This is a genomic window from Leifsonia sp. 115AMFTsu3.1 (assembly GCF_004362795.1).
Lineage (GTDB): Bacteria > Actinomycetota > Actinomycetes > Actinomycetales > Microbacteriaceae > Leifsonia.
This window is the reverse complement of the sequence record NZ_SNYB01000002.1, coordinates 210508-232252: the sequence shown is the minus strand read 5'-3', so window position 1 is coordinate 232252 and position 21745 is coordinate 210508. Positions and strand designations below refer to the sequence as shown.

The following is a 21745-nucleotide window of genomic DNA, read 5'->3' as shown; positions in this document are numbered from 1 at the left end:
GACGCCGCGATCGACCCTGGCCCAGCCGCGCGGGCACGGCTACCGTGGCGGGCATGAGCCCGTCGAAGAAGTCCGAGACGTTCCTCGAGGTGGAGGGGCAGGAGGTGCGCATCTCGAGCCCCGACAAGGTCGTCTTCCCCGAGCCCGGCCTGACGAAGCTCGACCTCGCGCAGTATTACGTCGCGGTCGCGGAGGGCGCGCTGCGCGGTGCCGGCGGCCGCCCGATGGTGCTGAAGCGCTTCGTGAAGGGGCTGACGCAGGAGCCGTTCTTCCAGAAGCGGGTGCCGGAGGGGCACCCCGATTACATCGACACGGCGACGCTGCACTACGCCAGCGGCACGTCGGCGGAGGAGGCGGTGGTCCGGGATGCGGCCGGGCTCGCGTGGGTGTCGAACCTCGGCTGCCTCGACCTCAACCCGCATGCCGTCCGGGCCGAAGACCTCGACCATCCCGACGAGCTCCGCGTCGACCTCGATCCGATGCCGGGTGTCGACTGGTCGCAGATCGTGGACGTCGCCTTCGTCGCGCGGGAGGTGCTCGACGATCACGGGCTGGTCGGCTGGCCGAAGACGAGCGGGTCGCGCGGCCTGCACATCCTGGTCCGCATCGCGCCCGAGTGGGGGTTCGCCGACGTGCGGCTCGCGGCCGAGACGCTGGCCCGCGAGGTCGAGAACCGCGCGCCGGGGCTCGCGACGGCCCGGTGGTGGAAGGAGGAGCGCGGCGAGAGCGTCTTCGTCGACTTCAACCAGAACGCGAAAGACCGCACGGTGGCATCGGCCTACTCCATCCGGCCGCTGCCCGACGCCCGCGTCTCGACCCCGCTCGACTGGGACGAGGTGCGCGATCGGCGACCGGAGGAGTTCACCGTCCGGACGGTGCTCGACCGATTCGCGGAGCGCGGCGACCCGCACGAGGGCATCGACGACGCGGTCGGTTCGCTGGACGCCCTGCTCGCCCTCGCGAAGAAGCTGGGGCCGGCCGAGAAGCCGCCCCGCAGCGGGGACGGCGCCGGCCGCCGCGTCTCGCAGATGCCTCTCATCGAGGTCGCCCGCACGAAGACGAAGCCGGAGGCGGTGGATGCGCTCGAACAGTGGAAGGCCGCCCACCCGGACGTCGCGGCGCGGCTGCACCCGGCGGACGAACTGGTCGACGGGATGCGCGGCTCCAGCTCGCTCTGGTACCGCGTCCGGGTGAACCTGCAGCATGTTCCCGAGCCCGATCGTCCGGAGCAGGAGCCGCTGATCGCCGACTACGACCCGTGGGCCGGGCGGCAGTGGCCCGGCCGCGAATAGCCGGTGCCCCTCCCCGCGCTCAGCCGCTCAACCCGCTCGCGACCAGCTCCACATACTCCCGCAACGCCCCGTCGTCCGGCGCGTTGTTCGGGTTGACCTCGGTCAGCACGATGCCGGCGAACCTGTCGCTGTCCGAGAACACGCGCAGGCTGGCCACGACCTCCTCGACGCTCAGCCCCCAGGGAGCCGCGTCGGGGTTGGGCATGTTCGCCAGCGGCAGGTGCAGGTGGCCGAGCACGTCGACATCGAAGTGGACGACGAAGCGCTCCCCCGCCGCCTCCACCGCTGCGAGCGCCGCGCGCGCAGCCTCCACGGCATCCACGTGGATGCGCGTCGCCGGAACACGGACGAGTCCGAGCTGCTCCACCAGGGTGCGCTCGAGGTCGTCGCCGTCCTCCGGGAGCGCATCGCCGTAGAGGACCATCTCGTCCGGGCGCAGTAGCGGAGGCTCCCCCTGCAGGGTCGTCAGGGTCGGGTCGCTGCCCGGAAGAGCCAGCAGATGCGCCACTCCCATCGCGTCGACGTTGCCGTAGGCGATGCGACCGGGCGTGTACAGGTCGGGACCGCCGTCCACGTACAGCAGCGCTGTCGGCGCACCCGCCCGTCGGAAGCCCGCCACAACGCCGAGTGTCACGGTGCAGTCGCCGCCGATCACCAGAGGCTTCCGCCCGGCGCCGATCACCGTAGCCACCGCGGCCGCCGTCTCCACGGCGACCCGGTGCACCTCGCCGATGTTCTGCCGGTCGGGATTCGCCGGGTCGGGTCGCCGCCGGAAGCCGGGCACATCCCCGTAGTCGCGGAGGTCGTGTCCCTGTTCCTCGAGCAGCCCGATCAAGCCCCATTCACGGATCGCAGCCGGCGCCAGGTCCATGCCGGGCGTGTGACCGCCGGCACTCGACGGCACACCGACGACTCCCCAGTGTCGTGACCTGCTCACGCCCTCATCGTACGAGCGGACCGTTCGCCGGTGGAGGCGCTGCCGCCTGCATCCGCGCCGCCTGCATCCCCGCCGCCTGCATCCCCGCCGGCCGCATCCCCGCCGCCCGCGCCCTCGTGACCGATCGCCCGCAGGCTGCGGTCGAGCACGGTGATCAGCAGGAAGACCACCGAGATGCCGATGACGACCCAGCCGAGCACGTGCAGGCCGCCGGTGGTGGCGTGGGCTCCGTAGACGTTGCCGTAGACGACGGAGGCGACGATGGCGCCCAGGTAGAAGAAGGTGCGCAACAGCCCGGCCGAGGACGCGATCCGCTCCGGCTCGGCCTGGTGGTACAGCGTGTTCTGGATCGCGAGATTGTTGAGTCCTTGCGGGATGCCGAGCACGAGCATCGTGACGACGAGGAACCAGATCGGTGTCGTCCCGCCCATGAACAGCACGAGGATGCCGGCGGCGAGCTGCGCGATCGAGCCGATCAGGAGCTTCCAGAGCACCTCAGGACGACGGCCGAAGGCCAGCGCGACGCCGATTCCCGCGGCGAACACGGGCAGCAGCACGAGGCCGGCCGCGGTCGGGCTGAGCGTCCGACCCTCCTCCAGCCACTGCGTGAACCCGTAGACGAACGTGTAGGAGATCGTGGCGGTGAGCAGCGAGCGCGTGTACGTCAGCAGCAGCGGCCCGTTGCCGCCGAGCACGCGCAGATCGATGAAGGGCGCATCCACCCGGAGCTCCCACCAGACCAGGCCGGCGCCGGCGACCAGCGCCACGGCGACCATCCACAGCGTCGCCACCGAGATGTTCTGCAGGAAGACCAGCAGGGCGAGCATCGACACCGCGAAGAAGAGGATACCGAGGCCGTCGATGCGGGGCCGTTGGTCGCGCGGCGGCTCCAGGCCCGTCGTGCGCGGGAGGAGGATCCAGCCCAGGATGACACTGGCGACGCCGAGCGGGAGGTTCACGGCGAAGGTGGCGCGCCATCCCCACGCTCCGATGAGCAGACCGCCGAGGGTCGGCCCGATCACCGCGACCGTCTGCGTCGTCACCGAGAGGACCGTGAGGATGACGGCGGGCGAAGCGACGCCGGTGCGCTGCCCCTCCGCACGGATCATGTGCATCGCCGCCGGATAGCCCGCACACGTGCCCAGCCCCAGCACGACCCGCGCGACGACCAGCCACCAGATGCTGTCGTGGGACGCCGGGATGAGGAGGCCGATCGCGCCCGCCACCGCCACCAGCGCGCCGCCCGTGAGGAACAGCCGCTTCACGCCGTAGATGTCGACTAGCCGTCCGACCAGCGGCTGGCCGATGGCCGTGGCGAGATAGAGGGCGGACACCAGCCACACGGTCTCGGACGCCGGCGCCCCCAGCGCGATCCCGATGGGGGCGAGCGCCACCGCGATGATAGCGGTGTTGATGGGATTGAGGACCGCCCCCAGCATCATCGGCGCGAGCAGGCGCCGATCGAAGCGGTGGGGCGGCGGAGGCTTGAGAGCCATCAGTCGAGGATCCGTTCGAGGATCGCGGTCGCCGCCGCGAGGGTGATCAGCTCGGCCTTCGACGCCTGCTCGGACAGCGCCTGGTCGAGCCAGGCGAGGCCCGCCTCCTTCTGGCCGGCGACCTGCGCCCATCCCGCCTCGGTCAGGTCGACGATCTGCCGGCGGCCGTCGTTCGGGTCCTGGCTGCGGGTGACGAACCCCAACGCCTCCAGCGCCTCCACGATCGCCGCCATCGACTGCGGGCGCACCCGTTCGGCCATCGCCAGCGCGCTCACCGTCGACACGCCGCCCTTGCTCAGGCGTGACAGGGCCGACGCCTGCGAGGGCGTGATGGCGTCGGATGTGGCCTCGCGCAGCTTGCGAAGAAGCCGGGCGAGCACCGCCCGGAGGTCGACGGCGATCTGCTGCGGTGTCACATCCGGTTGACCTGTGCTCATATCGACAGTCTAGACTGCACAGTTGTACCTGTCTAGATTCGTCGAGAGGATCCGCGATGACCACCGCCCTGCTGCTGATGGACTTCCAGAACGGCATCGCCGGCCGCCCCGGCTTCGAGCCGACGGTCGAGGCGGCCGCCCGAGCCCTCGCCGCCGCACGCGACCACGGCATCCCGCCGGTCTTCGTCCGCGTCGCCTTCCGTCCCGGCTACCCGGAGGTCGCCGCCTCCAACCTGGCGTTCGGCGGCCGCGCGGCGAGCGCCGGCGACGCCATGCTGGTCGACAACCCCGCGACCCAGGTCGTGGACGCGCTCGCACCACGCGGCCAGGAGCCGGTCGTGGTGAAGAAGCGCGTCTCCGCCTTCGCGGGAAGCGACCTGGAGGTGCTGCTGCGCGGCCTCGGAGCCGACGAGCTCGTGCTCGCGGGCATCGCGACCAGCGGCGTCGTGCTGTCGACGCTGCGCCAGGCGGCCGACCTCGACTACCGGCTCACCGTGCTCGCCGACGCGTGCGGCGACGCCGACCCCGAGGTGCATCGCGTGCTCACCGAGAAGGTCTTCCCGCGTCAGGCCGCCGTCACCACCGTCGACGAGTGGGCCGCGGCGCTCTAAGTCGACGCGCGTCTTACTCCAGCCGGACCACCACGGGCTCGTACGACCACGGGCCCGGGCACTGACCCCACAGGCCGGCGCGCTCCGAGTGGATCGGGATCTCATGCACGGCGTCGTGGAGCACTGCATCCTGCGTCGCCACGACCACGCGGACGGTGTCGGGCTGCACAAGGTCGCTGTCGAGGTACGGCGCTCGCTGCGGCACCTCGTAGCTCGCGTCGGCACCCGCCGGCACGACCGCCGGCTCGCACTCGGCCCCGAAGCACGCGGAAACGGTCGCGTCTGCGGGCAGCGCGTGCTCGAACACCACCTCAATCGGCGAGGAGTCCACATATCCGATCGCCGGGCACGCGTTCAACACACAGCCCGACAAGGCGAGGACCGCCGCGATCCCCGCTCCGACGGAGGATGTGACTCTGCCCCGGCGTCGTCGCATGCCAGCAGGGTAGCGCGCGGGCTTCCGGGCAGGCGGGACGGGGGCGGTCTCCGATCCGGACATGGGGCACGATGGGGGGATGACGACCGCACGCGTGATCTCGGTGAACAGCGACGGCGACCACCGCTTCTCGAAGCCGCCGCAGGAGTCCATCACCCTGGTCGCCGGCCTCGGTGTCGAAGGGGATGCGCATTTCGGCGCGACGGTGCAGCACCTCTCCCGCGTGCGGCGTGACCCGACGCAGCCGAACCTGCGCCAGGTCCACCTCATCCACCGCGAGCTCTTCGACGAGGTGACGGCCGACGTCGCGCCGGGGCAGCTCGGCGAGAACGTGACGACCGATGGGCTCGAGCTGCTGGGCCTTCCGCGCGGTACCCGCCTGCACCTCGGCGAGGAGGCCGTCGTCGAGCTGACCGGGCTGCGCAACCCGTGCGTCCAGATCGACCGGTTCGAGCCCGGCCTGCTCAAGGAGGTCGTGGGAACCGACGCCGACGGCGCCACGGTCCGGAAGGCCGGGGTCATGGCCGTCGTCGTGACCGGCGGCATCGTGCGGCCCGGCGACGCCATCGACGTGCGCCTTCCGGCGGAGCCGTTCGAGGCGCTCGCACCGGTCTGAGCCGCCGAGTTCCGCGCTCGAAAGGGAAATGGAACCTTTTCGCCCCGTCCGGACATCTCTCTATAGGGACACGGATCAGGACGGCGAGAAGGGGCGCCCGCTGAACGTGCATCCCTGCTCCGGGGGCCTGAACTTCCGTCCACCGGACGAGGACCGGGCCGCGCACTGTACCGGGGGGTTGGTGCGCGGCCCCCTCGTGGGCACGGAGCGCTATGCCGCCGATCGCGCGGCGGCCGGACGACGGCGGAGAGACGCGTCGCCGACCTCAGGGCCGCGGTAGACCATGTCCATCGCGCCGATGCTCTCGCCGGGCGGCACGATCGCGTCGATCCGGTCGAGCACGTCGTCCGACAGCGCGACATCCACCCCGGCGAGCGTGTCCTCCAGCTGCTCCATCGTGCGCGGCCCCGCGATCGCCGAGGTGACGCCCGGGTGCGCGATGACGAAGGCCATGGCCAGGTGGGTGAGCTTCACGCCGACCTCATCGGAGAGCTGGATGAGCTCCTCCACCGCCGCCAGCCGGCGCTCGTCGCGGAAGTGGCGCATCCCCGTCCGGGTCGACCGGAAGTTGTCATTCTCGCCGCCCGCCCGGTAGCGGCCGGTGAGCGTTCCACCCGCCAGCGGGCTGTAGACGAGGGTTCCCATGCCGTAGCGCTGCGCGACCGGGAGGATCTCGCGCTCGATCTCACGGTCGAGGATGGAGTAGTTCGGCTGCTCGGTGCGGAACCGCTCGTAGCCGCGGCGCTCCGACATCCACTGCGCCTCGACGATCTCCGAGCCGCGCATGGAGGACGAGCCGATCGCCCGCACCTTTCCCTGCCGCACCAGGTCGGTGAGTGCGGAGAGGGTCTCGTCGATGTCGGTGTCCGGGTCCGGTCGGTGCAGCTGGTAGAGGTCGATGTGGTCCGTCTTCAGGTTCCGGAGCGAGCGCTCGACGGCCTGCATGATCCAGCGCCGGGATGCGCCGCGGTGATTGATGTCGTCGTCGACCGGTCCCCAGAACTTGGTGGCGAGCACGACGTCGTCGCGGCGGCCGGCGATGGCCTCGCCGACGACCTCCTCGGAGTCGCCGTAGCGGTCAGCGGTGTCGATGAAGTTGATGCCGGCGTCGAGCGCACGGTGGATGAAGCGGACACCGTCCGCACGGTCGGGGTTTCCGAGCGACCCGAGCATCATCGCGCCGAGCGCGTACGGGCTGACCTTGATGCCGGTGCGGCCGAGAGTTCGATACTGCATTGCTTCTGCTCCAGATGTGATGAGGCCGTGGCACGGCCGTCTGCCGTGCTCTAGAATCCGAAGAAGCGGAACGTCACTCCGGATACGTCGAACTGTACCGGAACAGCGTTCCACTTACAACACCCGTCGTTCCAGCCTGCCCACCGGAGGAGTCGCCATGGCCGCCAGCACCCGCACCTCGGCGACCTCGGACGCCGTCGCGCCCGCGGCGAACCGGCTGAAGCGCTCCGACGCCCGCCAGAACATCACCGCGCTGACCGAGGCCGCCAAGGCGGTCTTCGCCGAGTCCGGAGTGGAGGCACCCGTGCGCGCCATCGCCGACCGTGCGGGCGTCGGCGTCGGGACGCTCTACCGGCACTTCCCCCTGCGGTCCGACCTTATCTCCGCGGTCTTCCGCGCCGAGATCGACGCCTGCGCCGACGCGGCGACCGAGATCGAGGCGACCTACCCGCCGGGCGAGGCGCTGGATCGCTGGATCATGCGCTACACGCAGTTCGTCGGCACGAAGCGCGGCCTCGCCGCAGCGCTCCACTCCGGCGACCCCGCCTACGAGCCGCTGGCCGACTACTTCTCGACGCACCTCGCCCCGACGCTCGATCGCCTCCTCGCCGCGGCGCGGGCGGCCGGCGACATCGAGCAGGAGGTGGATGCGGCCGAGCTGCTCGGCGCCGTCGCCAACCTCTGCCACGGCGCCGGCCCGAAGGGCGGGGTCTCGCCGCGGGCCGACCGCATGGTGCGCATTCTGCTGGCCGGGCTGCGGGCCCCCGCCGACGAGGTCTGAGCAGCCCGACGCGACCGCCGATCCGTCAGGCCGGTTGGGCGAGGAGTTCCGGATAGCCGGCCGTGGTGAGCCACTCCCGCATCGTTTCGCGGCTCTGCGAGAGGCAGCGCAACCGCTCCTCGACGCGGGCGAGTTCCTCGGCGACCTCTCCGGCGACCGTCCGGGTGCACTGAGCGGCGGACACGGTTCCCCGCACGCCCTCCATGTCGAGGAGCATGCGGATGAGCCGGGTCGTCATCCCCGAGGCGAGCAGGCCGCGGATCCGCAGGACGGTGTCGACCTCCGCTTCGGCGTAGTCCCGATATCCGTTGGGCGACCGCGTCGACTCGAGGAGCCCCTGCTCCTCGTAGTAGCGCAGGAGACGGGTGACGACACCTGTGCGCCGGGAGAGCTCACCGATTCTCATGCCGTTCCTCCCCATCCACTTGACCTTCTCATCGATGTCAATGTTTACGGTACGAGCATGACAGCATCCCCGGCAAGCATCGCCTCGTCTCCGACCGCCCGCACGCGGACGCCGCTTCTACTCGGCCTCGGCCTCGCCCTGTTCGCCTCCGTCAGCACCGAACTCCTCCCTCCCGCGCTCATTGTCGGGATGTCCTCGACCCTCGGCGTCGACGCATCAGCCGTGGGCGCGCTGGTCGCGGTGTGGGCCGTGACGATCGTCATCGGCACGGTGCCCGCCATGCAGGTCACCCGGCACCTGTCCCGCAAGCCGCTTCTGGTCGTTTCGCTCGCCGTGCTCGCGGTCGCGACCGTCGTCGTCGCCGTCGTCCCCGTCTTCGCCGTCGTGGTCGTGGCACGCCTCGTCTCGGCGCTCGCGGCCGCCGTGTCGTGGTCGGTCGTCTTCGCATACGTTCCGATGCTGACCCCGCCGGAACGGCTGGGCCGGGCCATGGCCGTCGTCCTCGGTGGCGGAACCCTCGCCTCCGTCCTCGGGGTCCCGGCGGGCGCCGCCCTGGCCGCGGCGGGTGCATGGCAATGGGCTTTCCTGGGCGCGGCCGGCCTCGTGATCGTCTCCGCCCTCGTGCTCGCCCTGGGCCTTCCCCGGCTGCCGGGAGCAGCTACGGGAGGGACGCGGACCCGCTCCCTCGATCGCTCGGCGATCCCGGTGGCCGCGCTCCTCTCGGCAGGCGCGCTCCTGTTGACGGGGTACATGACCCTGTACGCGTACATCGTGCCGGTGCTGGGCGCTGCCCGGATCGGTCCGGACGGTGTCGGTACCGTGCTGCTGGTGGCCGGCCTCGCCGGCGCCGTCGCACTCCTCCTCGGCGGAGCGCTGAGCGACCGGTATCCGGCGACCGCACTGCTCATCCTGGTCGCCGCCGTCCCTGCTGGGATCCTGCTGATCACCGTCGCGCCGGCATCCGGACTCCCTCAGCCGCTGGCGGCGGCGGGCACCGCGCTCGTCGGGTTCGGGATCGGCGGCCTGCCTCCTGTCCTTCAGGCGCGGGTGGCGAGGACGGCGTCTGCGACGTTCCGCCCGACAGCGACCGGCCTCTTCGTCGTCGTCCTGAACATCGGCATCGCCGCCGGCTCCGCGATGGGAGGCGTTCTCATCGCGACCTCAGGGCGCGGCAGCGTAGCGCCCGTCGCGCTTCTGCTGGCGGGAGCCGCGGTGGTGGCATTCGCCGCCCTGGTCGCACGTCCCGCTCACGGGCGAACTTTCCCCTAGTGTTCCGGCGACATCGGTGCGACCATATGAGGGTTCGCCCCAGACCCCGGCGATGCTGTCCCCGAATTCCTTCGGCGCGTCAATCGGGCCCGGGTGACCGTCGTTCGGGTACGCCGCCATCCGGGTCCCGCACCGGCAGGCGTATCAACAGTGGGATGCGACGCACCCGAGCTGTCGCAGACCAGGGAGTCGCGCGACTCCCGCGAGACGGGGGCCCGGTGACCCGACGCCGGGCTCCCGTCGACGCGTGCGGCCGACGATCGCTTCCCGGCGCCCGCTTCCGCGTACGGTGGTCGAGTGAGCTCTGACCTGATCCCGTCGATGCCGGCTCGGCGGGCGGCGGTCGTGTTCAACCCGAGCAAGGTCCAGGTCGCCGCCCTGCGCACCGCCGTCGCCACGGAGGAGGCTGCCGGCGGATGGGCGGATTCGGCGTGGTTCGAGACCAGCGCGGCCGACGACGGGCGGGGCGCCGTCCTGGATGCGGCCGCATCCGAGCCCGAGCTGATCATCGTCGCGGGCGGCGACGGAACGCTGCGAGCGGCCGCGGAGGCTCTGGCGGGCACGGGCATCCCGATCGGCCTCATCCCGTCGGGCACCGGCAACCTGTTCGCCCGCGAGCTGGGCCTGCCGCTGAACAACCTGCGCGCGGCCGTCACCGTCGCCTTCACCGGCCGCGACCGACCGGTCGATCTGGGTCTCGCGACCCTCGAACGACCGGACGGCGAGTCGGTGGAGCGCGCGTTCCTCGTCATGGCCGGAATCGGGCTGGACGCCCAGATGGCCGCGAAGACCAATCAGGAGCTGAAGAAGCGGATCGGCTGGCTGGCGTACTCGGACCCGATCGCCCGCAGCATCCTCGGCAACCGGCAGTTCGACCTCACCTTCCGCCTGGACGACGAGCCGGAGGTATCGACCCGCGCTCACACCGTCATCGTCGGGAACTCGGGCAGCCTCACCGCCGGGCTGCTGCTGATCCCCGCGGCGACCATCGACGACGGGATGCTGGACGCCGTCATCCTGCGGCCCGGGCGCGGCGCAGGCTGGACGAACATCGGCTACCGCCTCACCTTCAACCGCCTGCTGCACCGGACCGGTTTCGGCCGGTTCGTCGGCCGCCTGACGCCCGAGCCGCGGGCGATCCGGTACACGCAGGCGCGCAAGCTGCAGGTGCGGTTCGAGGAGCCGCAGGAGATCCAGCTCGACGGCGACCCCAACGGCTCGGTGATCGCGGCGACGCTGACCGTGACGCATCACGCGCTGACCATGCGGGTGCGGCTGGAGGCACGCGGGCGATGACCAGACCGTCTGCCTCCTTCCATCGCGGACTCGCACTCCTCGTCGCCGCCACGTTCTTCATGGAGAACCTGGACGGCACGATCATCCAGACCGCCGCGCCCACGATGGCGCGCGAATTCGGGGTCGCCCCCGCCGAGCTGAGCATCGCGATGGTCGCCTACCTGCTCGCGGTCGCCGCGGGCATCCCGGCCACCGGATGGCTCTCCCTGCGTATCGGGATCCGGCCGGTGCTGCTCACCGCGATCGTCGTCTTCACGGTCGCGTCGGTGCTCTGCGCCTTCGCGCCGACCCTGACCCTGCTGACGCTCGCCCGCGTCCTGCAGGGGATCGGCGGCGCGCTCATGGTCCCGGTCGGGCGGCTGGCCGTCCTGAGCGGGACGGAACCGCGCGACCTCCTGGATGCGATCGCGTACCTCACCTGGCCCGCGCTGATCGCGCCCGTGATCGCACCCGCGCTGGGCGGTATCCTCACCGACACCGTCGGCTGGCGGTGGATCTTCCTCATCAACGTGCCCCTCGGGATCGCGGCCGTCGTCGCCGGGCTGCGCCTCATCCCGCACTCCGAGCCGCAGCGGGGAACGCCGTTCGATGTGCGCGGGTACCTGGCGATCGCGTTCGCCCTCATCCTGCTGACCGCCGGGGCGGAAGCGCTCAGCGCCGACGATCCCGCCCTGGAGATCGTGGGCGCCGTGGCGATCGTCGGCTCCGCCGGTGTCGTGTGGGCGAACATCGTCGCGTCTCGGCAGCGCACGGACTCCCTCTTCGACTGGAGTGTGCTGCGGCGGACCACCTTCCGCGCCGGCAACCTCAGCGGCGGCGTGTACCGGATGATCATCACAGGTGCGCCGTTCTTGTTCACCCTCCTGTTCCAGCTCGCCTACGGCTGGAGCGCGACCGTCGCCGGGCTCATGGTCATCGCCGTCTTCGTCGGCAACCTCGGCATCAAGCCCTTCACGACGCCGTTGATCCGGCGGTTCGGCTTCCGCCGCATCCTCATCTGGTCGAACGGGCTCGGGATGCTGGTGCTCCTCGCCTTCGTGGCGATCGGTCCCGACGCTCCGGTTCCCGTGCTGATCCTGCTGCTGATCGTGAGCGGGGTGTTCCGGTCGATCGGGTTCAGTGCGTACAACACGCTCCAGTTCGCCGACATCGAACCGGAGGAGACCACGAACGCGAACACGCTGGCGTCCGCGTTGCAGCAGGTCGCGGTGGCGCTCGGCCTCGCGGTCGTTGCGGTGTTCGTGCGCGCATCGACAGCGGTGTCGGAGGGTGTGACGGGGTCGCCGCTGCCCGGCTACCACTGGGCGTTCGCGCTGGCGGCGGCGCTGCTCGTGCTTCCGCTGGTCGGGGCGTTCCGCCTCCCGCACGACGCGGGCGCCCGGGCGATCGTGCGGCACTGACGGGCGTCACTCGGGCATTCATCGACCGGCGGACTCAATCCGAGAAGATTCTCCTGTTGGATTCGCAGAACGGATGCGGCCTAGCATCGCGATGACCACGCTTCAGCGGTGCGAAAGGAACGACAGTGCAGTTCAGATACCTGGGAAACTCCGGCTTCAAGATCTCCGAGATCACCTACGGAAACTGGTTGACCCACGGCTCGCAGGTGGAGAACGACACGGCCGCCGCCTGCGTGCGCGCCGCCCTCGACTCCGGCATCTCGACCTTCGACACGGCCGACGTCTACGCCAACACGATGGCCGAGACCGTCCTCGGCGAGGCCCTCAAGGGCGAGCGCCGCCAGTCGCTGGAGATCTTCACCAAGGTGTTCGGCCCGACCGGCCCGAAGGGCCACAACGACGTCGGGCTCTCGCGCAAGCACATCCTCGAGTCGATCGACGGGTCTCTGCAGCGCCTCCAGACGGATTACGTGGACCTCTACCAGGCGCACCGCTACGACGTCGAGACGCCGCTCGAGGAGACGATGCAGGCGTTCGCCGACGTCGTCCGCGCCGGCAAGGCCCTCTACATCGGCGTCAGCGAGTGGACGGCCGACCAGCTGCGCGCCGGCCATGCGCTGGCCAAAGAGCTGAACATCCAGCTGATCTCGAACCAGCCGGAGTACTCGGCGCTGTGGCGGGTCATCGAGGCGGAGGTCGTGCCGACCTCGAAGGAGCTCGGCATCTCGCAGGTCGTCTGGTCGCCAGTCGCGCAGGGCGTGCTGAGCGGCAAGTACCGTCCGGGTGCGCCGCTGCCCGAGGGGAGCCGCGCCACCGACGAGAAGGGCGGCGCTGGTGCGGTCAAGCGCTGGCTGACCGATGACGTGCTGACCCGCGTGCAGGAGCTCACGCCGATCGCGCAGGAGCTCGACCTCACGCCCGCGCAGCTCGCTGTCGCCTGGGTGCTGCAGAACGACAACGTGGCCACCGCGATCATCGGCGCCTCCCGGCCCGAGCAGGTCGTCGAGAACGTCAAGGCCTCCGGCGTGACGATCCCCGCCGAACTGCTCGCCCGCATCGACGAGGTGCTCGGCGGAGCGGTCGAGCGCGACCCGTCGCACACCGCGACGCGGTCGCCGAAGACGCGGGAGGCCTAAGCCGCGGGGGCGGCCGCGGCGCACGCGCTAGCGATACGCGACGCTGAGGTTCAGACTCGTGTCGCGCAGCAGCGTCGTGTCGCCGCGGCGCAACTGCGGGTTCAAGTAGAACAACTGGTCCTGGGTGATCCCGAAGCGATCCGCGACCGCCTGCGAATTGTCGTTGCCCCAGACGGCGTAGGCGGCGGGTTGCCCGTCGTACAGGCTCACGGTTCCGCGGGCGTACGGCCGGGGTCCGGAATCCTTCACGGTGAGGCCGGGGTAGAAGTCGGGGATGGTCCACGTGATCGGCGCTGCCGCTTCGACCGTGCCGTTTATTACCAGCTCGACGCTGTTGAAGTACGACAGGTTGCCACGATCTGTCCGCCCGCTCGAATCGAACGGCAGGACCTGGTCGCCGCTGGTCGCCTCGAGAACCCCGACGGGGTCGTCGTGCGCGGGCACGGTCGGCGCTCCGGCCGTCGCCCCGAACCGGTCGACACTGAGCGCGACGGTCGCTCCCTGCGCGGTCGTGCTGAACGCGCTGAGCACGACCTGGAACCGTAGGTCAGGTGCGACGCTGACCGTCACGTCACCCGTGGCATGTCCCTCGACATCGTCGAACCTGCCCGTGCCCATCACCGTTCCCGCGGGAGGGAGGTACTGGTACTCGTCCGCGAGCGACGTGTCAGCGGTCCGGGTCGGAGTCGGAGTCGGATGCGCGTTCGAGGCGGGATGCGCAGCGTGCGTGGGCCGATCGTGCGCGGGCGCTGCAGTGCATCCCGTCGCCAGACCGCCGATCGCGGCGAGCGCGGCCCCGGCCACCAGGATCTTTCGCCGCATCCCCCGCACCACAGTGACACGCTGTCGGATGCGCCGGGCGAACGCAATGGCCGACCCGCCCATCCGGCGACTGGCTGAGAGCATTCGCAGACGCCGATCCGAGCGGAAAGACACGGGCGAAGCGTCGCGTGGCTACGCTGTCCACGCCTGTCAGGCTCACACCGCCGAGTACGCGTCCCCCGGGGCGCCATCACGAGAAGGATTTGTCGCCCATGACCGACGACACCCCGTCGTTCCCGCCCGATGGCACGTCGCGCGACGCTGAGCCGACGCTGCCCCCGCACTTCCCTGGCGCGCTACCGGCGGTCCCTGCGCCCGGACGGCTGCCCTTCAGCAAGCCGGCTATCTGGGGCTTCGTCATCTCCTGCGTCAGCCTGTTCGTCTTCGGCTTCATCGGAGCCCTTGGCGCCGTCATCTCCGCACGCGGTTTCCGCGCCGCCCGGCAGGGGATCGCCCGTGGCCGCGGACTCGCGATCGCCGGCATGATCATCGGGACGATCGGCTTCCTCTACTATGCGGTCGTTTTCATCCTGACGCGCTTCCCGTAGCGCCCGGAGGCTCCCCTCCCCGATTTCGGTTCTTGCCAGCCGCGGGCCCGGCGAGTTGAATGTGCGCGTCGAACCGTGTGGCGGGGAACGTGCTCACCTCCCCGCTGGACGACGCAGCGCACCCCTGGGGAGGGTCGGTGACGAGAACAGACGAGACAGCACCGCGGGAGGCCGCACCCGCCGCGAAGCTGTCCATGTTGACGATGACCGGGATGGTCGTCGGGTCGATGGTCGGAGCGGGCGTGTTCTCGCTCCCCCGCCGGTTCGCCCAGGAGACCGGGGTCGCCGGCTCGTTGATCGCGTGGTCGATCGCGGGCGTCGGGATGCTGATGCTCGCGTTCGTGTTCCAGATGCTCGCCAACCGGAAACCCGAGCTCGACGCCGGCGTGTACGCGTACGCGAAAGCCGGGTTCGGCCAGTTCCTCGGCTTCTTCTCGGCGATCGGCTACTGGGCGAGCGCCGGGATGGGACTCGTCTTCTATTGGGTCTTCATCATGTCCACCATCGGCGCGGTCGCCCCCGCGCTCGGTGACGGCGACACCCTCCTCGCGATCGGGATCTCGTCGCTCGGGTTGTGGGGGTTCTTCTTCCTCATCCGCCGCGGCATCAAGGAAGCGGCGGTCATCAACCGCATCGTGACCGTGGCGAAGCTCGTTCCGATCGTCGTCTTCATCCTGCTGTGCCTGTTCGTGCTCAAACCGCAGGTGTTCGCCGAGAACTGGGGAGGGGCCGACTACGCCGGGTCGCTGTTCGACCAGGTGACCGGCACCATGCTGGTGACCGTCTTCGTCTTCCTCGGCGTGGAGGGGGCGAGCGTCTACTCCCGTCACGCGAAGCGGCGCGCCGACGTCGGCAAGGCGACGATCCTCGGGTTCCTCAGCGTCTTCGCCACCTTCGCGTCCGTGACCCTCGTGTCGTACGGCGTGCTGCCGATGGGCGAGATCGCGCAGCTGCGGCAGCCGTCGATGGCCGGCGTGCTGGCCGCCGCCGTGGGGCCGTGGGGCGCCTGGTTCGTGAGCATCGGACTCGTCGTCTCGGTGCTGGGCGCCTACCTGGCCTGGTCGCTCATGGCGGCGGAGGTGCTGTTCGTCGCCGCGAAGGACAACGACATGCCGCGCTTCCTGTCGCGCTCGAACGCGGCCGACGTGCCGGTCCCCGCCCTGTTGATGACGGCGATCTTCGTGCAGGTGATCCTGGTGATCACCTACTTCTCGCACGACGCCTTCAACCTGGCGCTCGATCTCACCAGCGCGTTGACGCTCATCCCCTTCTTCCTGGTCGCCTGCTACGCGATGAAGCTGGTCATCACGAGGGAGACCTACGGCGACGCCCCGCGCGGCTGGGGGCGCGAGACGACCATCGCCGTCCTCGCGACCCTCTACACGGCGTTCCTCATCTTCGCTGCGGGCGTGACCTTCGTGCTGCTCTCGTTCATCATCTACGCGCCGGCGACGGTGCTGTTCGTCATGGCGCGCCGCGAGCAAGGGCGACGCGTCTTCACCGGTCGGGAGCTGATCATCCTGGCCGTCGCGGTCATCGGCGCGGTCACCGGCATCGTCGCCCTCGCCGCCGGCTGGATCAGCATCTGAGGTCTCATCCAAGGAGGAACGATGACGGATTCATCCCCAGCGCCCACGTACGGCGTCCATTCCGAGGTCGGCCGGCTGCGGAAGGTGCTCGTCTGCTCGCCCGGGCTCGCCCACCACCGGCTGACGCCGAGCAACGCCGACGACCTCCTCTTCGACGACGTGATGTGGGTGGACAACGCCATCCGGGATCACGCCGCATTCGTCGCCGACCTGCGCTCGAACGACGTCGACGTGGTGGAACTCCACGACCTCCTCGCCGAGACGGTCAGCGACCCGGACGCGAAGTCCTGGCTGCTCGATCGCAAGATCGTCGCAGGCGAGGTCGGTCTCGGCCTCATCGAGGGGACGCGCGCGTACCTCGACTCGCTCGCTCCCTCCGAACTCGCCCGCTACCTGATCGGCGGACTGGCCACCTCCGACCTTCCCGACGACTACCGGACGGACTACGTCGCCCTCGCCCGGGAGTCCACCGGCGTCCGCGAGTACCTGATGCCTCCCCTGCCGAACACGCTGTACACCCGCGACACCACCTGCTGGATCTACGGCGGAGTGACGCTCAACCCCCTGTACTGGCCGGCCCGTCACGACGAGACGCTGCTCATGAAGGCGGTCTACGGCTTCCACCCGGACTTCCGTGACGCCACCGTCTGGTGGGGCGACCCGGAGGCGGACTGGGGCCAGGCGACCCTCGAAGGCGGCGACGTCATGCCGGTCGGCAACGGCGTCGTCCTGATCGGGATGAGCGAGCGGACGTCGCGGCACGCGATCACGCAGGCGGCCGCAGCACTCTTCGCGCAGGGCGCCGCGACCCAGGTCATCGTCGCCGGGATGCCGAAGCTCCGCGCGGCCATGCACCTGGACACCGTGTTCACCTTCGCGGACCGCGACATCGTCACCCTTTACCCGAAGATCATGGATGCCGTTCACACGTTCACCCTCGTCCCGGAAGACGCCGCCCCCGGACTCCGGGTGATCGACCACGGCGACCGCGCCTTCGTGGACGTCGTCGCGGAGGCGCTCGGCCTTCCCCGGCTGCACGTCATCGAAACCGCAGGCGACAACTACGAATCAGAACGCCAGCAGTGGGACAGCGGCAACAACGCCGTCGCCCTGCGCCCGGGCGTGGTCTACGCGTACGACCGGAACACGGCCACCAACGCGCTCCTGCGCGACGCGGGTGTCGAGGTCATCCCGATCGTCGGAGCGGAGCTCGGCCGGGGACGCGGCGGCGGCCACTGCATGACGTGCCCGATCATCCGCGATCCGGTGGAGTTCTGACGCGGCGCTAACGGACCACGCGGTACTGCAGGTGCGTCGCCGCCGGAGTGAGCTGCGCCCCGACCCGCACCAGCGGGATCGCCGCGTCGAGCGGCCCGAAGAGCGGGGTCCCGCCGCCGAGGAGCATCGGCATCACATGGAGGTGCAGCTCGTCGACGAGGCCGAGGGGGAGTGCCTGCTGCATCACGGTGGCGCCGAAGAGGTGCACGTCTTTGTCGGCCGCGACCTGCCGGGCCTGCCGGATGGCGTCGGGAACGCCGTCGGAGACGAATGTGAACACCGCGGGATACGGCCGGTCCGGCGGGTGGTGCGTGAGCACGAAGACCGGCACCTCGCCCATCGGGCCGGCGTCGCCCCATCCCCCGTCGCCCTCGTTCTTCTCGAACGACGTCCGCCCCATGATGATCGCTCCGACGCTGCCGATGACGCTCTGCAGCACGGCGCGATCCTCGTCCGAGGCCGTCGGCCGCAACCAGGCGTGCAGGCCGTCCGCTCCGTCGCCGAAGGGATTCTCGCGACTGTCGTTCGGGCCGGTGACGTAGCCGTCGAGCGAGACGGACATGTCGCAGATCGTGCGCCCCATGGTGGCCTCCTCGCCAGGTCCGACCAATCAAGCACTCGGCGTCACGACACGTCAAGACGCGGACCCGCACTCAGACGGAAGCCCCGGCGCGTGGCCGCATCGGCGCCGACGCGAACGCTCGCACCGCATCCCGCCACGGCTGCCGCGCACGCCAGCCGAGCTCTGCGGCGATGCGGTCGGACGAAGCCGTGATGTGGCGCACATCCCCGAGCCGGAACTCACCGGTCACGACGGGAGCCGGGCCCGCCATCGCCTCCGCGAGCGCGCGGGCGAACTCCCCGATCGTGCGGACCACGCCGCTGCCGACGTTGTAGGCGCGCACATCGCCGTCCGGTCGCCCGGCCAGAGCTTCGACAGCACGGATGTTCGCCTCGGCCACATCGCGCACGTCCACGAAGTCGCGGCGCTGGCGACCGTCCTCGAACACCAGCGGCGCACGGCCCTCCTCCAGCCGCGAGCGGAACAGGGAGGCAACCCCCGCGTACGGCGTGCCGATCGGCATCCGCGCGCCGAACACGTTGTGATAGCGCAGCGCGACAGCACGCCCGCCGGTCGACCGAGCCCAGGAGCGGACGAGGTGCTCCTGGGCCAGCTTGCTCAGCGCGTACACGTTGCGGGGCTCCGTCGGGTGGTCTTCGCCGATCAGCACGGGCCGCAGCGGCCGCCCGGCCCGGTCCAGCGGATCGAACCGGCCGGCACGGAGGTCGTCGACCGCTCGCGCGGGCGGCTGGACCACGCGGTCACCGTCCTGACACAGCCCCTCGCCGTAGACGACCATCGAGGACGCCAGCACGAGCCGGGTCGTCCCCGCCTCGGCCATCGACGCGAGCAGCCGCGCCGTGACGCCGACGTTGGAGTCGACGTAATCCGGGGCGTCGGCGAAGTCCACGCCGAGCCCCACCTTCGCCGCCTGGTGGCACACGGCATCCACCGAGCGCAGCAGTGTCGGCGGAACCGCGCCGGCGTCGCACACGAGCAGGTCCGTTTCGCCGCGCAGGGCGAGGAACCAGTCGGGGATGTCGGCGCTCGCGTGCACGTCCGGTCGCAGGGAGTCGACGACGGTCACCCGCCAGCCGCGAGCGAGCGCGGACTCCACCACGTGCGACCCGATGAATCCCAGCCCTCCCGTCACGAGCAGGTGCGTCACCGGACGCCTCCGACCGCCACCGGCGCCGACAGCACGCGGCGGATCGCCTCCGCGGGGATGAGGGCGCGCGGCCGGTAGTCGTCGGGCACCGCGGCGATGGTCGCCGCGATCGCGGCACGGATGCGCGGCTCCGCCTGCGCCATCCGCTCGAGCACCAGGGCGGCATCGGCCGCGTCGGCGGTCTCCCCGGCGGCGGTGCCCGCATCGGTGTCGGTGACGAACGCGATGGTGACGAGGCCCAGGCCGAGCTCCGCCGCGAGCACGGCTTCGGGATACTGCGTCATGTTGACGATGTCGGCGCCCGCCGCCCGGAACCACGCGGACTCCGCCCGTGTCGAGAAGCGCGGACCCTGGATGACGACCGAGGTCCCCTCCGGGATCGCGTCCTCGCCGAGACTCGCGAGCGCATTCACCGCCGCCGCCCGGAGCATCGGGTCGAACGGGTCGGCCGCCGCGAGGTGCTGCACGTCATCCTGATCGAAGAACGAGTCGGGGCGCCCCGCCGTCCGGTCGATCAGCTGGTCCGGGACGACGAACCGACCGGGCCGCGCGCGGTCGGACAGCCCGCCCACCGCGGACGAGGTGACAACCGCGCGGACGCCGAGCGCGGCCAGCGCCCAGATGTTCGCACGGTAGGGGATGCGGTGCGGCGCGAGCGCGTGGTCCTCGCCGTGCCGCGCCAAGAACGCGACACGGCGTCCGGCGGCCTCGCCGATGCGGATCGGTCCGGACGGCGGCCCGTAGGGGGTCTCCACGACGACGGTCTCCACGTCGGCGTCGGCGTCGAACAGCCGGTAGAGGCCGGAACCTCCGATCACGGCGATGTCGGCTTCGGTCATGATGTCTCCTCTCGGGCAGGGGCGGTCGATGCGGGCGCGCGTTCGGCGGGGTTCGAGATCTCGGTCCGGGTGGTACGCGCGGGGCTGGGGATGCGACGCTCGGCGCGGGCACGGCGCCAGCGCACCACGGTGGCCGTCGCGACCACCGCTGCGGCCGCCGCCACCACGAGCGTCCCGGCCGGATGACCCGGCACCAGGGTCCGCAGAGTCAGCGCGATCGGTACGACAAGCCACTCCCACCGCTTGCTCAGGGCGATGAACGGGATGAGCACGAGCGCGTACCAGGGGTAGCTCGGGCTCGTGATCAGCAGCACAGCGCCGACGGACACCGCCTGCGCATGCCACGGCGCACGGGGATCCGACATACGCCAGGCGAGGAACAGCGCGGCCAGGATGAGCAGCGCCGCCGCGCCCGTCGCCCACAGGCCGGGAAGGAACGGAGACAGCAGAGCGAACCGCGAGCCGCTGTCGTAACCCTCCTCGTCCAAGTAGCCGGGGAGGTACCCGATGACCGCCCACCCCGTGACGGCGACATAGGGGATGTAGCTGACGGTGAAGGTGGCCGCGGCAGCCAGCGTCGTGGTGATCGGTCGGCGGCGCGCGAGAGCCGGTGCAGCGATCGCCGGGACGAACTTGGCCGCGGCAGCCAGCCCGATCAACACCCCGGCGAGCGCCGCACGACGTCGGCTCCCGTCCGGGCCGAGGCGCCGAAGCGACCAGGCGGCCGGCGAGACGGCCGATGTCGCGGCCAAGGTCGCGGCGACGATGAAGAGCACGCCGAGCGCATCCACGTGCGAGTTGGTCACGGCCTCCGAAGCGACGAACGGCGACCAGCCCCACAGGGCGGCCCAGCGGGCATCGAGGCCGCGAGCGCGCATCCCCCACATCAGCAGAACCGTCGTTCCGAGGCTGAGCAGCAGCCCGCCCACCTGGAGCGGGGCGTACTCGGCGCCGACCGGTACCACCGAGCGCACAACCGCGAAGTACGCCTCCGCGGCGGGCGGGTAGATCGTCGGCACCTGCGGCCGGTTGAGCGCGGTGCAGAGCACGTCGCCGTCCGGCACCGACGTCGTCTGCTGGATGCGGAGCCCCTCGCAGTGCAGCGCGCCGTCCGTTCCCCGCACAGGCTCAGGGAACAGCCACGCGACGCGGTACCGGTCGAGGGCATCGGCGGCCGGCACATGCGCGTAGGGGGAGAGCCCCGCATCCTGCACGATGCCGTCCCAGGCGTAGCGCGCGGAGTCGGTGCTGAGGTTGGGCGGTCCGGCCAGCGCCGCGCAGCCGAGCGCCGCCGACCCGGCGAGCACGAGCACGAGCGCCGCGCGCCCCCGGACGCGGAGGAGCACGAGGAATGCCGCCGCCGCAAGCAGCCAGGCCGCCCCGGCCGCCACACCCAACGCGACCTTCGCCCCGGGCGCGAACCCGCCGAGGGTCGCCGTCGACAGCGCGGTGACGGCCGCCAGGGCAGCAAGCAGCACGGAGACGATGGCGATCTTCACGCTGTCGAGTGTGACCGGCCCGGCGGTGCCGCACAGCGCGATCGGGCGTCCCGTTCGGGGATCGTAAGATTTGCCGGGCGTGTGGCCTCGG

Annotated in this window: 22 protein-coding genes; 11 read left to right on the top strand and 11 right to left on the bottom strand. The window is 70.9% G+C overall.

Annotated elements, in window-relative coordinates:
• Positions 1–53 precede the first annotated feature (53 nt).
• Entirely contained in the window at positions 54–1292 is a 1239-nt protein-coding gene (locus AXZ95_RS12120) for a DNA polymerase domain-containing protein (protein ID WP_018192546.1), read from the top strand.
• Between the two features lie 19 nt (positions 1293–1311).
• On the opposite strand, the gene AXZ95_RS12115 is transcribed toward AXZ95_RS12120, so the two are convergent.
• From AXZ95_RS12115 to AXZ95_RS12105, 3 genes are read right to left on the bottom strand one after another with little or no spacing between them, the layout of a single operon-like run.
• Positions 1312–2229 carry an arginase family protein gene (locus tag AXZ95_RS12115; RefSeq protein WP_231374510.1) on the bottom strand — a complete coding sequence of 306 codons (918 nt, stop codon included), beginning with the start codon at positions 2227–2229 and terminating at the stop codon, positions 1312–1314.
• Positions 2226–3725, bottom strand: a complete 1500-nt coding sequence (locus AXZ95_RS12110; protein ID WP_018192548.1) for an MFS transporter — start codon at positions 3723–3725, stop codon at positions 2226–2228. The genes AXZ95_RS12115 and AXZ95_RS12110 overlap by 4 nt, the downstream gene beginning before the upstream one ends.
• Positions 3725–4162, bottom strand: coding sequence for a MarR family transcriptional regulator (locus AXZ95_RS12105; protein ID WP_231371199.1), 438 nt, complete (start codon positions 4160–4162; stop codon positions 3725–3727). The genes AXZ95_RS12110 and AXZ95_RS12105 overlap by 1 nt, the downstream gene beginning before the upstream one ends.
• Positions 4163–4218: 56 nt before the next feature.
• Between AXZ95_RS12105 and AXZ95_RS12100 the strand changes: the two genes are divergently transcribed.
• Positions 4219–4773 carry an isochorismatase family cysteine hydrolase gene (locus AXZ95_RS12100; protein ID WP_018192550.1) on the top strand — a complete coding sequence of 185 codons (555 nt, stop codon included), beginning with the start codon at positions 4219–4221 and terminating at the stop codon, positions 4771–4773.
• A gap of 13 nt (positions 4774–4786) precedes the next feature.
• Here the strand turns inward: AXZ95_RS12100 and AXZ95_RS12095 are convergent, their stop codons facing one another.
• Positions 4787–5080 carry a hypothetical protein gene (locus tag AXZ95_RS12095; protein ID WP_231374511.1) on the bottom strand — a complete coding sequence of 98 codons (294 nt, stop codon included), beginning with the start codon at positions 5078–5080 and terminating at the stop codon, positions 4787–4789.
• 208 nt (positions 5081–5288) lie between these two features.
• Between AXZ95_RS12095 and AXZ95_RS12090 the strand changes: the two genes are divergently transcribed.
• Positions 5289–5825 carry an MOSC domain-containing protein gene (locus AXZ95_RS12090; protein ID WP_018192552.1) on the top strand — a complete coding sequence of 179 codons (537 nt, stop codon included), beginning with the start codon at positions 5289–5291 and terminating at the stop codon, positions 5823–5825.
• A gap of 210 nt (positions 5826–6035) precedes the next feature.
• Here AXZ95_RS12090 and AXZ95_RS12085 read toward each other — a convergent pair whose 3' ends face one another.
• Entirely contained in the window at positions 6036–7061 is a 1026-nt protein-coding gene (locus AXZ95_RS12085; protein WP_018192553.1) for an aldo/keto reductase, read from the bottom strand.
• A 157-nt stretch (positions 7062–7218) separates the two neighbouring features.
• On the opposite strand from AXZ95_RS12085, the gene AXZ95_RS12080 reads away from it, so the two are divergent.
• Positions 7219–7842, top strand: a complete 624-nt coding sequence (locus AXZ95_RS12080) for a TetR/AcrR family transcriptional regulator (RefSeq protein ID WP_018192554.1) — start codon at positions 7219–7221, stop codon at positions 7840–7842.
• Between the two features lie 25 nt (positions 7843–7867).
• Here AXZ95_RS12080 and AXZ95_RS12075 read toward each other — a convergent pair whose 3' ends face one another.
• Positions 7868–8248 carry a MerR family transcriptional regulator gene (locus AXZ95_RS12075; protein ID WP_018192555.1) on the bottom strand — a complete coding sequence of 127 codons (381 nt, stop codon included), beginning with the start codon at positions 8246–8248 and terminating at the stop codon, positions 7868–7870.
• A 57-nt stretch (positions 8249–8305) separates the two neighbouring features.
• On the opposite strand from AXZ95_RS12075, the gene AXZ95_RS12070 reads away from it, so the two are divergent.
• From AXZ95_RS12070 to AXZ95_RS12055, 4 genes are all read left to right on the top strand, one after another.
• Positions 8306–9517 (top strand): MFS transporter, encoded by a 1212-nt coding sequence (locus tag AXZ95_RS12070; protein WP_018192556.1) that lies wholly within the window; start codon positions 8306–8308, stop codon positions 9515–9517.
• Between the two features lie 297 nt (positions 9518–9814).
• On the top strand, positions 9815–10813 hold the full coding sequence (locus AXZ95_RS12065; RefSeq protein ID WP_231374512.1) for a diacylglycerol kinase family protein: 999 nt from the start codon (positions 9815–9817) through the stop codon (positions 10811–10813).
• Positions 10810–12213 (top strand): MFS transporter, encoded by a 1404-nt coding sequence (locus tag AXZ95_RS12060; protein WP_018192558.1) that lies wholly within the window; start codon positions 10810–10812, stop codon positions 12211–12213. Before AXZ95_RS12065 ends, AXZ95_RS12060 begins: the two co-directional genes overlap by 4 nt.
• Positions 12214–12338: 125 nt before the next feature.
• Positions 12339–13349, top strand: a complete 1011-nt coding sequence (locus tag AXZ95_RS12055) for an aldo/keto reductase family protein (protein ID WP_018192559.1) — start codon at positions 12339–12341, stop codon at positions 13347–13349.
• Positions 13350–13376: 27 nt separating this feature from the next.
• Here AXZ95_RS12055 and AXZ95_RS12050 read toward each other — a convergent pair whose 3' ends face one another.
• Entirely contained in the window at positions 13377–14171 is a 795-nt protein-coding gene (locus tag AXZ95_RS12050) for a hypothetical protein (RefSeq protein WP_018192560.1), read from the bottom strand.
• Between the two features lie 212 nt (positions 14172–14383).
• On the opposite strand from AXZ95_RS12050, the gene AXZ95_RS12045 reads away from it, so the two are divergent.
• From AXZ95_RS12045 to AXZ95_RS12035, 3 genes are all read left to right on the top strand, one after another.
• The gene (locus AXZ95_RS12045) at positions 14384–14719 is read left to right on the top strand and encodes a DUF4190 domain-containing protein (protein ID WP_018192561.1); all 336 of its coding nucleotides are present in this window, start codon (positions 14384–14386) and stop codon (positions 14717–14719) included.
• Between the two features lie 137 nt (positions 14720–14856).
• Positions 14857–16308 (top strand): basic amino acid/polyamine antiporter, encoded by a 1452-nt coding sequence (locus AXZ95_RS12040; RefSeq protein WP_026307328.1) that lies wholly within the window; start codon positions 14857–14859, stop codon positions 16306–16308.
• 21 nt (positions 16309–16329) lie between these two features.
• Positions 16330–17586 (top strand): arginine deiminase, encoded by a 1257-nt coding sequence (locus AXZ95_RS12035; RefSeq protein ID WP_018192563.1) that lies wholly within the window; start codon positions 16330–16332, stop codon positions 17584–17586.
• Between the two features lie 7 nt (positions 17587–17593).
• On the opposite strand, the gene AXZ95_RS12030 is transcribed toward AXZ95_RS12035, so the two are convergent.
• From AXZ95_RS12030 to AXZ95_RS12015, 4 genes are all read right to left on the bottom strand, one after another.
• Positions 17594–18169 (bottom strand): dihydrofolate reductase family protein, encoded by a 576-nt coding sequence (locus AXZ95_RS12030; RefSeq protein WP_018192564.1) that lies wholly within the window; start codon positions 18167–18169, stop codon positions 17594–17596.
• A 70-nt stretch (positions 18170–18239) separates the two neighbouring features.
• Entirely contained in the window at positions 18240–19316 is a 1077-nt protein-coding gene (locus AXZ95_RS12025) for an NAD-dependent epimerase/dehydratase family protein (RefSeq protein ID WP_018192565.1), read from the bottom strand.
• Positions 19313–20155 carry an MTAP family purine nucleoside phosphorylase gene (locus tag AXZ95_RS12020; RefSeq protein WP_018192566.1) on the bottom strand — a complete coding sequence of 281 codons (843 nt, stop codon included), beginning with the start codon at positions 20153–20155 and terminating at the stop codon, positions 19313–19315. Before AXZ95_RS12020 ends, AXZ95_RS12025 begins: the two co-directional genes overlap by 4 nt.
• Complete coding sequence (locus tag AXZ95_RS12015) at positions 20152–21654, bottom strand: glycosyltransferase 87 family protein (RefSeq protein WP_018192567.1); 1503 nt, start codon at positions 21652–21654, stop codon at positions 20152–20154. Before AXZ95_RS12015 ends, AXZ95_RS12020 begins: the two co-directional genes overlap by 4 nt.
• Positions 21655–21745 lie beyond the last annotated feature (91 nt).

Excerpts from the sequence above, each read along its gene's own strand:
- AXZ95_RS12120 (WP_018192546.1), top strand. The coding sequence starts at position 54 with ATGAGCCCGTCGAAGAAGTCCGAGACGTTCCTCGAGGTGGAGGGGCAG.
- AXZ95_RS12110 (WP_018192548.1), bottom strand. The coding sequence starts at position 3,725 with ATGGCTCTCAAGCCTCCGCCGCCCCACCGCTTCGATCGGCGCCTGCTC.
- AXZ95_RS12105 (WP_231371199.1), bottom strand. The coding sequence starts at position 4,162 with ATGAGCACAGGTCAACCGGATGTGACACCGCAGCAGATCGCCGTCGAC.
- AXZ95_RS12100 (WP_018192550.1), top strand. The coding sequence starts at position 4,219 with ATGACCACCGCCCTGCTGCTGATGGACTTCCAGAACGGCATCGCCGGC.
- AXZ95_RS12090 (WP_018192552.1), top strand. The coding sequence starts at position 5,289 with ATGACGACCGCACGCGTGATCTCGGTGAACAGCGACGGCGACCACCGC.
- AXZ95_RS12085 (WP_018192553.1), bottom strand. The coding sequence starts at position 7,061 with ATGCAGTATCGAACTCTCGGCCGCACCGGCATCAAGGTCAGCCCGTAC.
- AXZ95_RS12080 (WP_018192554.1), top strand. The coding sequence starts at position 7,219 with ATGGCCGCCAGCACCCGCACCTCGGCGACCTCGGACGCCGTCGCGCCC.
- AXZ95_RS12075 (WP_018192555.1), bottom strand. The coding sequence starts at position 8,248 with ATGAGAATCGGTGAGCTCTCCCGGCGCACAGGTGTCGTCACCCGTCTC.
- AXZ95_RS12070 (WP_018192556.1), top strand. The coding sequence starts at position 8,306 with ATGACAGCATCCCCGGCAAGCATCGCCTCGTCTCCGACCGCCCGCACG.
- AXZ95_RS12060 (WP_018192558.1), top strand. The coding sequence starts at position 10,810 with ATGACCAGACCGTCTGCCTCCTTCCATCGCGGACTCGCACTCCTCGTC.
- AXZ95_RS12050 (WP_018192560.1), bottom strand. The coding sequence starts at position 14,171 with ATGCGGCGAAAGATCCTGGTGGCCGGGGCCGCGCTCGCCGCGATCGGC.
- AXZ95_RS12045 (WP_018192561.1), top strand. The coding sequence starts at position 14,384 with ATGACCGACGACACCCCGTCGTTCCCGCCCGATGGCACGTCGCGCGAC.
- AXZ95_RS12035 (WP_018192563.1), top strand. The coding sequence starts at position 16,330 with ATGACGGATTCATCCCCAGCGCCCACGTACGGCGTCCATTCCGAGGTC.
- AXZ95_RS12030 (WP_018192564.1), bottom strand. The coding sequence starts at position 18,169 with ATGGGGCGCACGATCTGCGACATGTCCGTCTCGCTCGACGGCTACGTC.
- AXZ95_RS12020 (WP_018192566.1), bottom strand. The coding sequence starts at position 20,155 with ATGACCGAAGCCGACATCGCCGTGATCGGAGGTTCCGGCCTCTACCGG.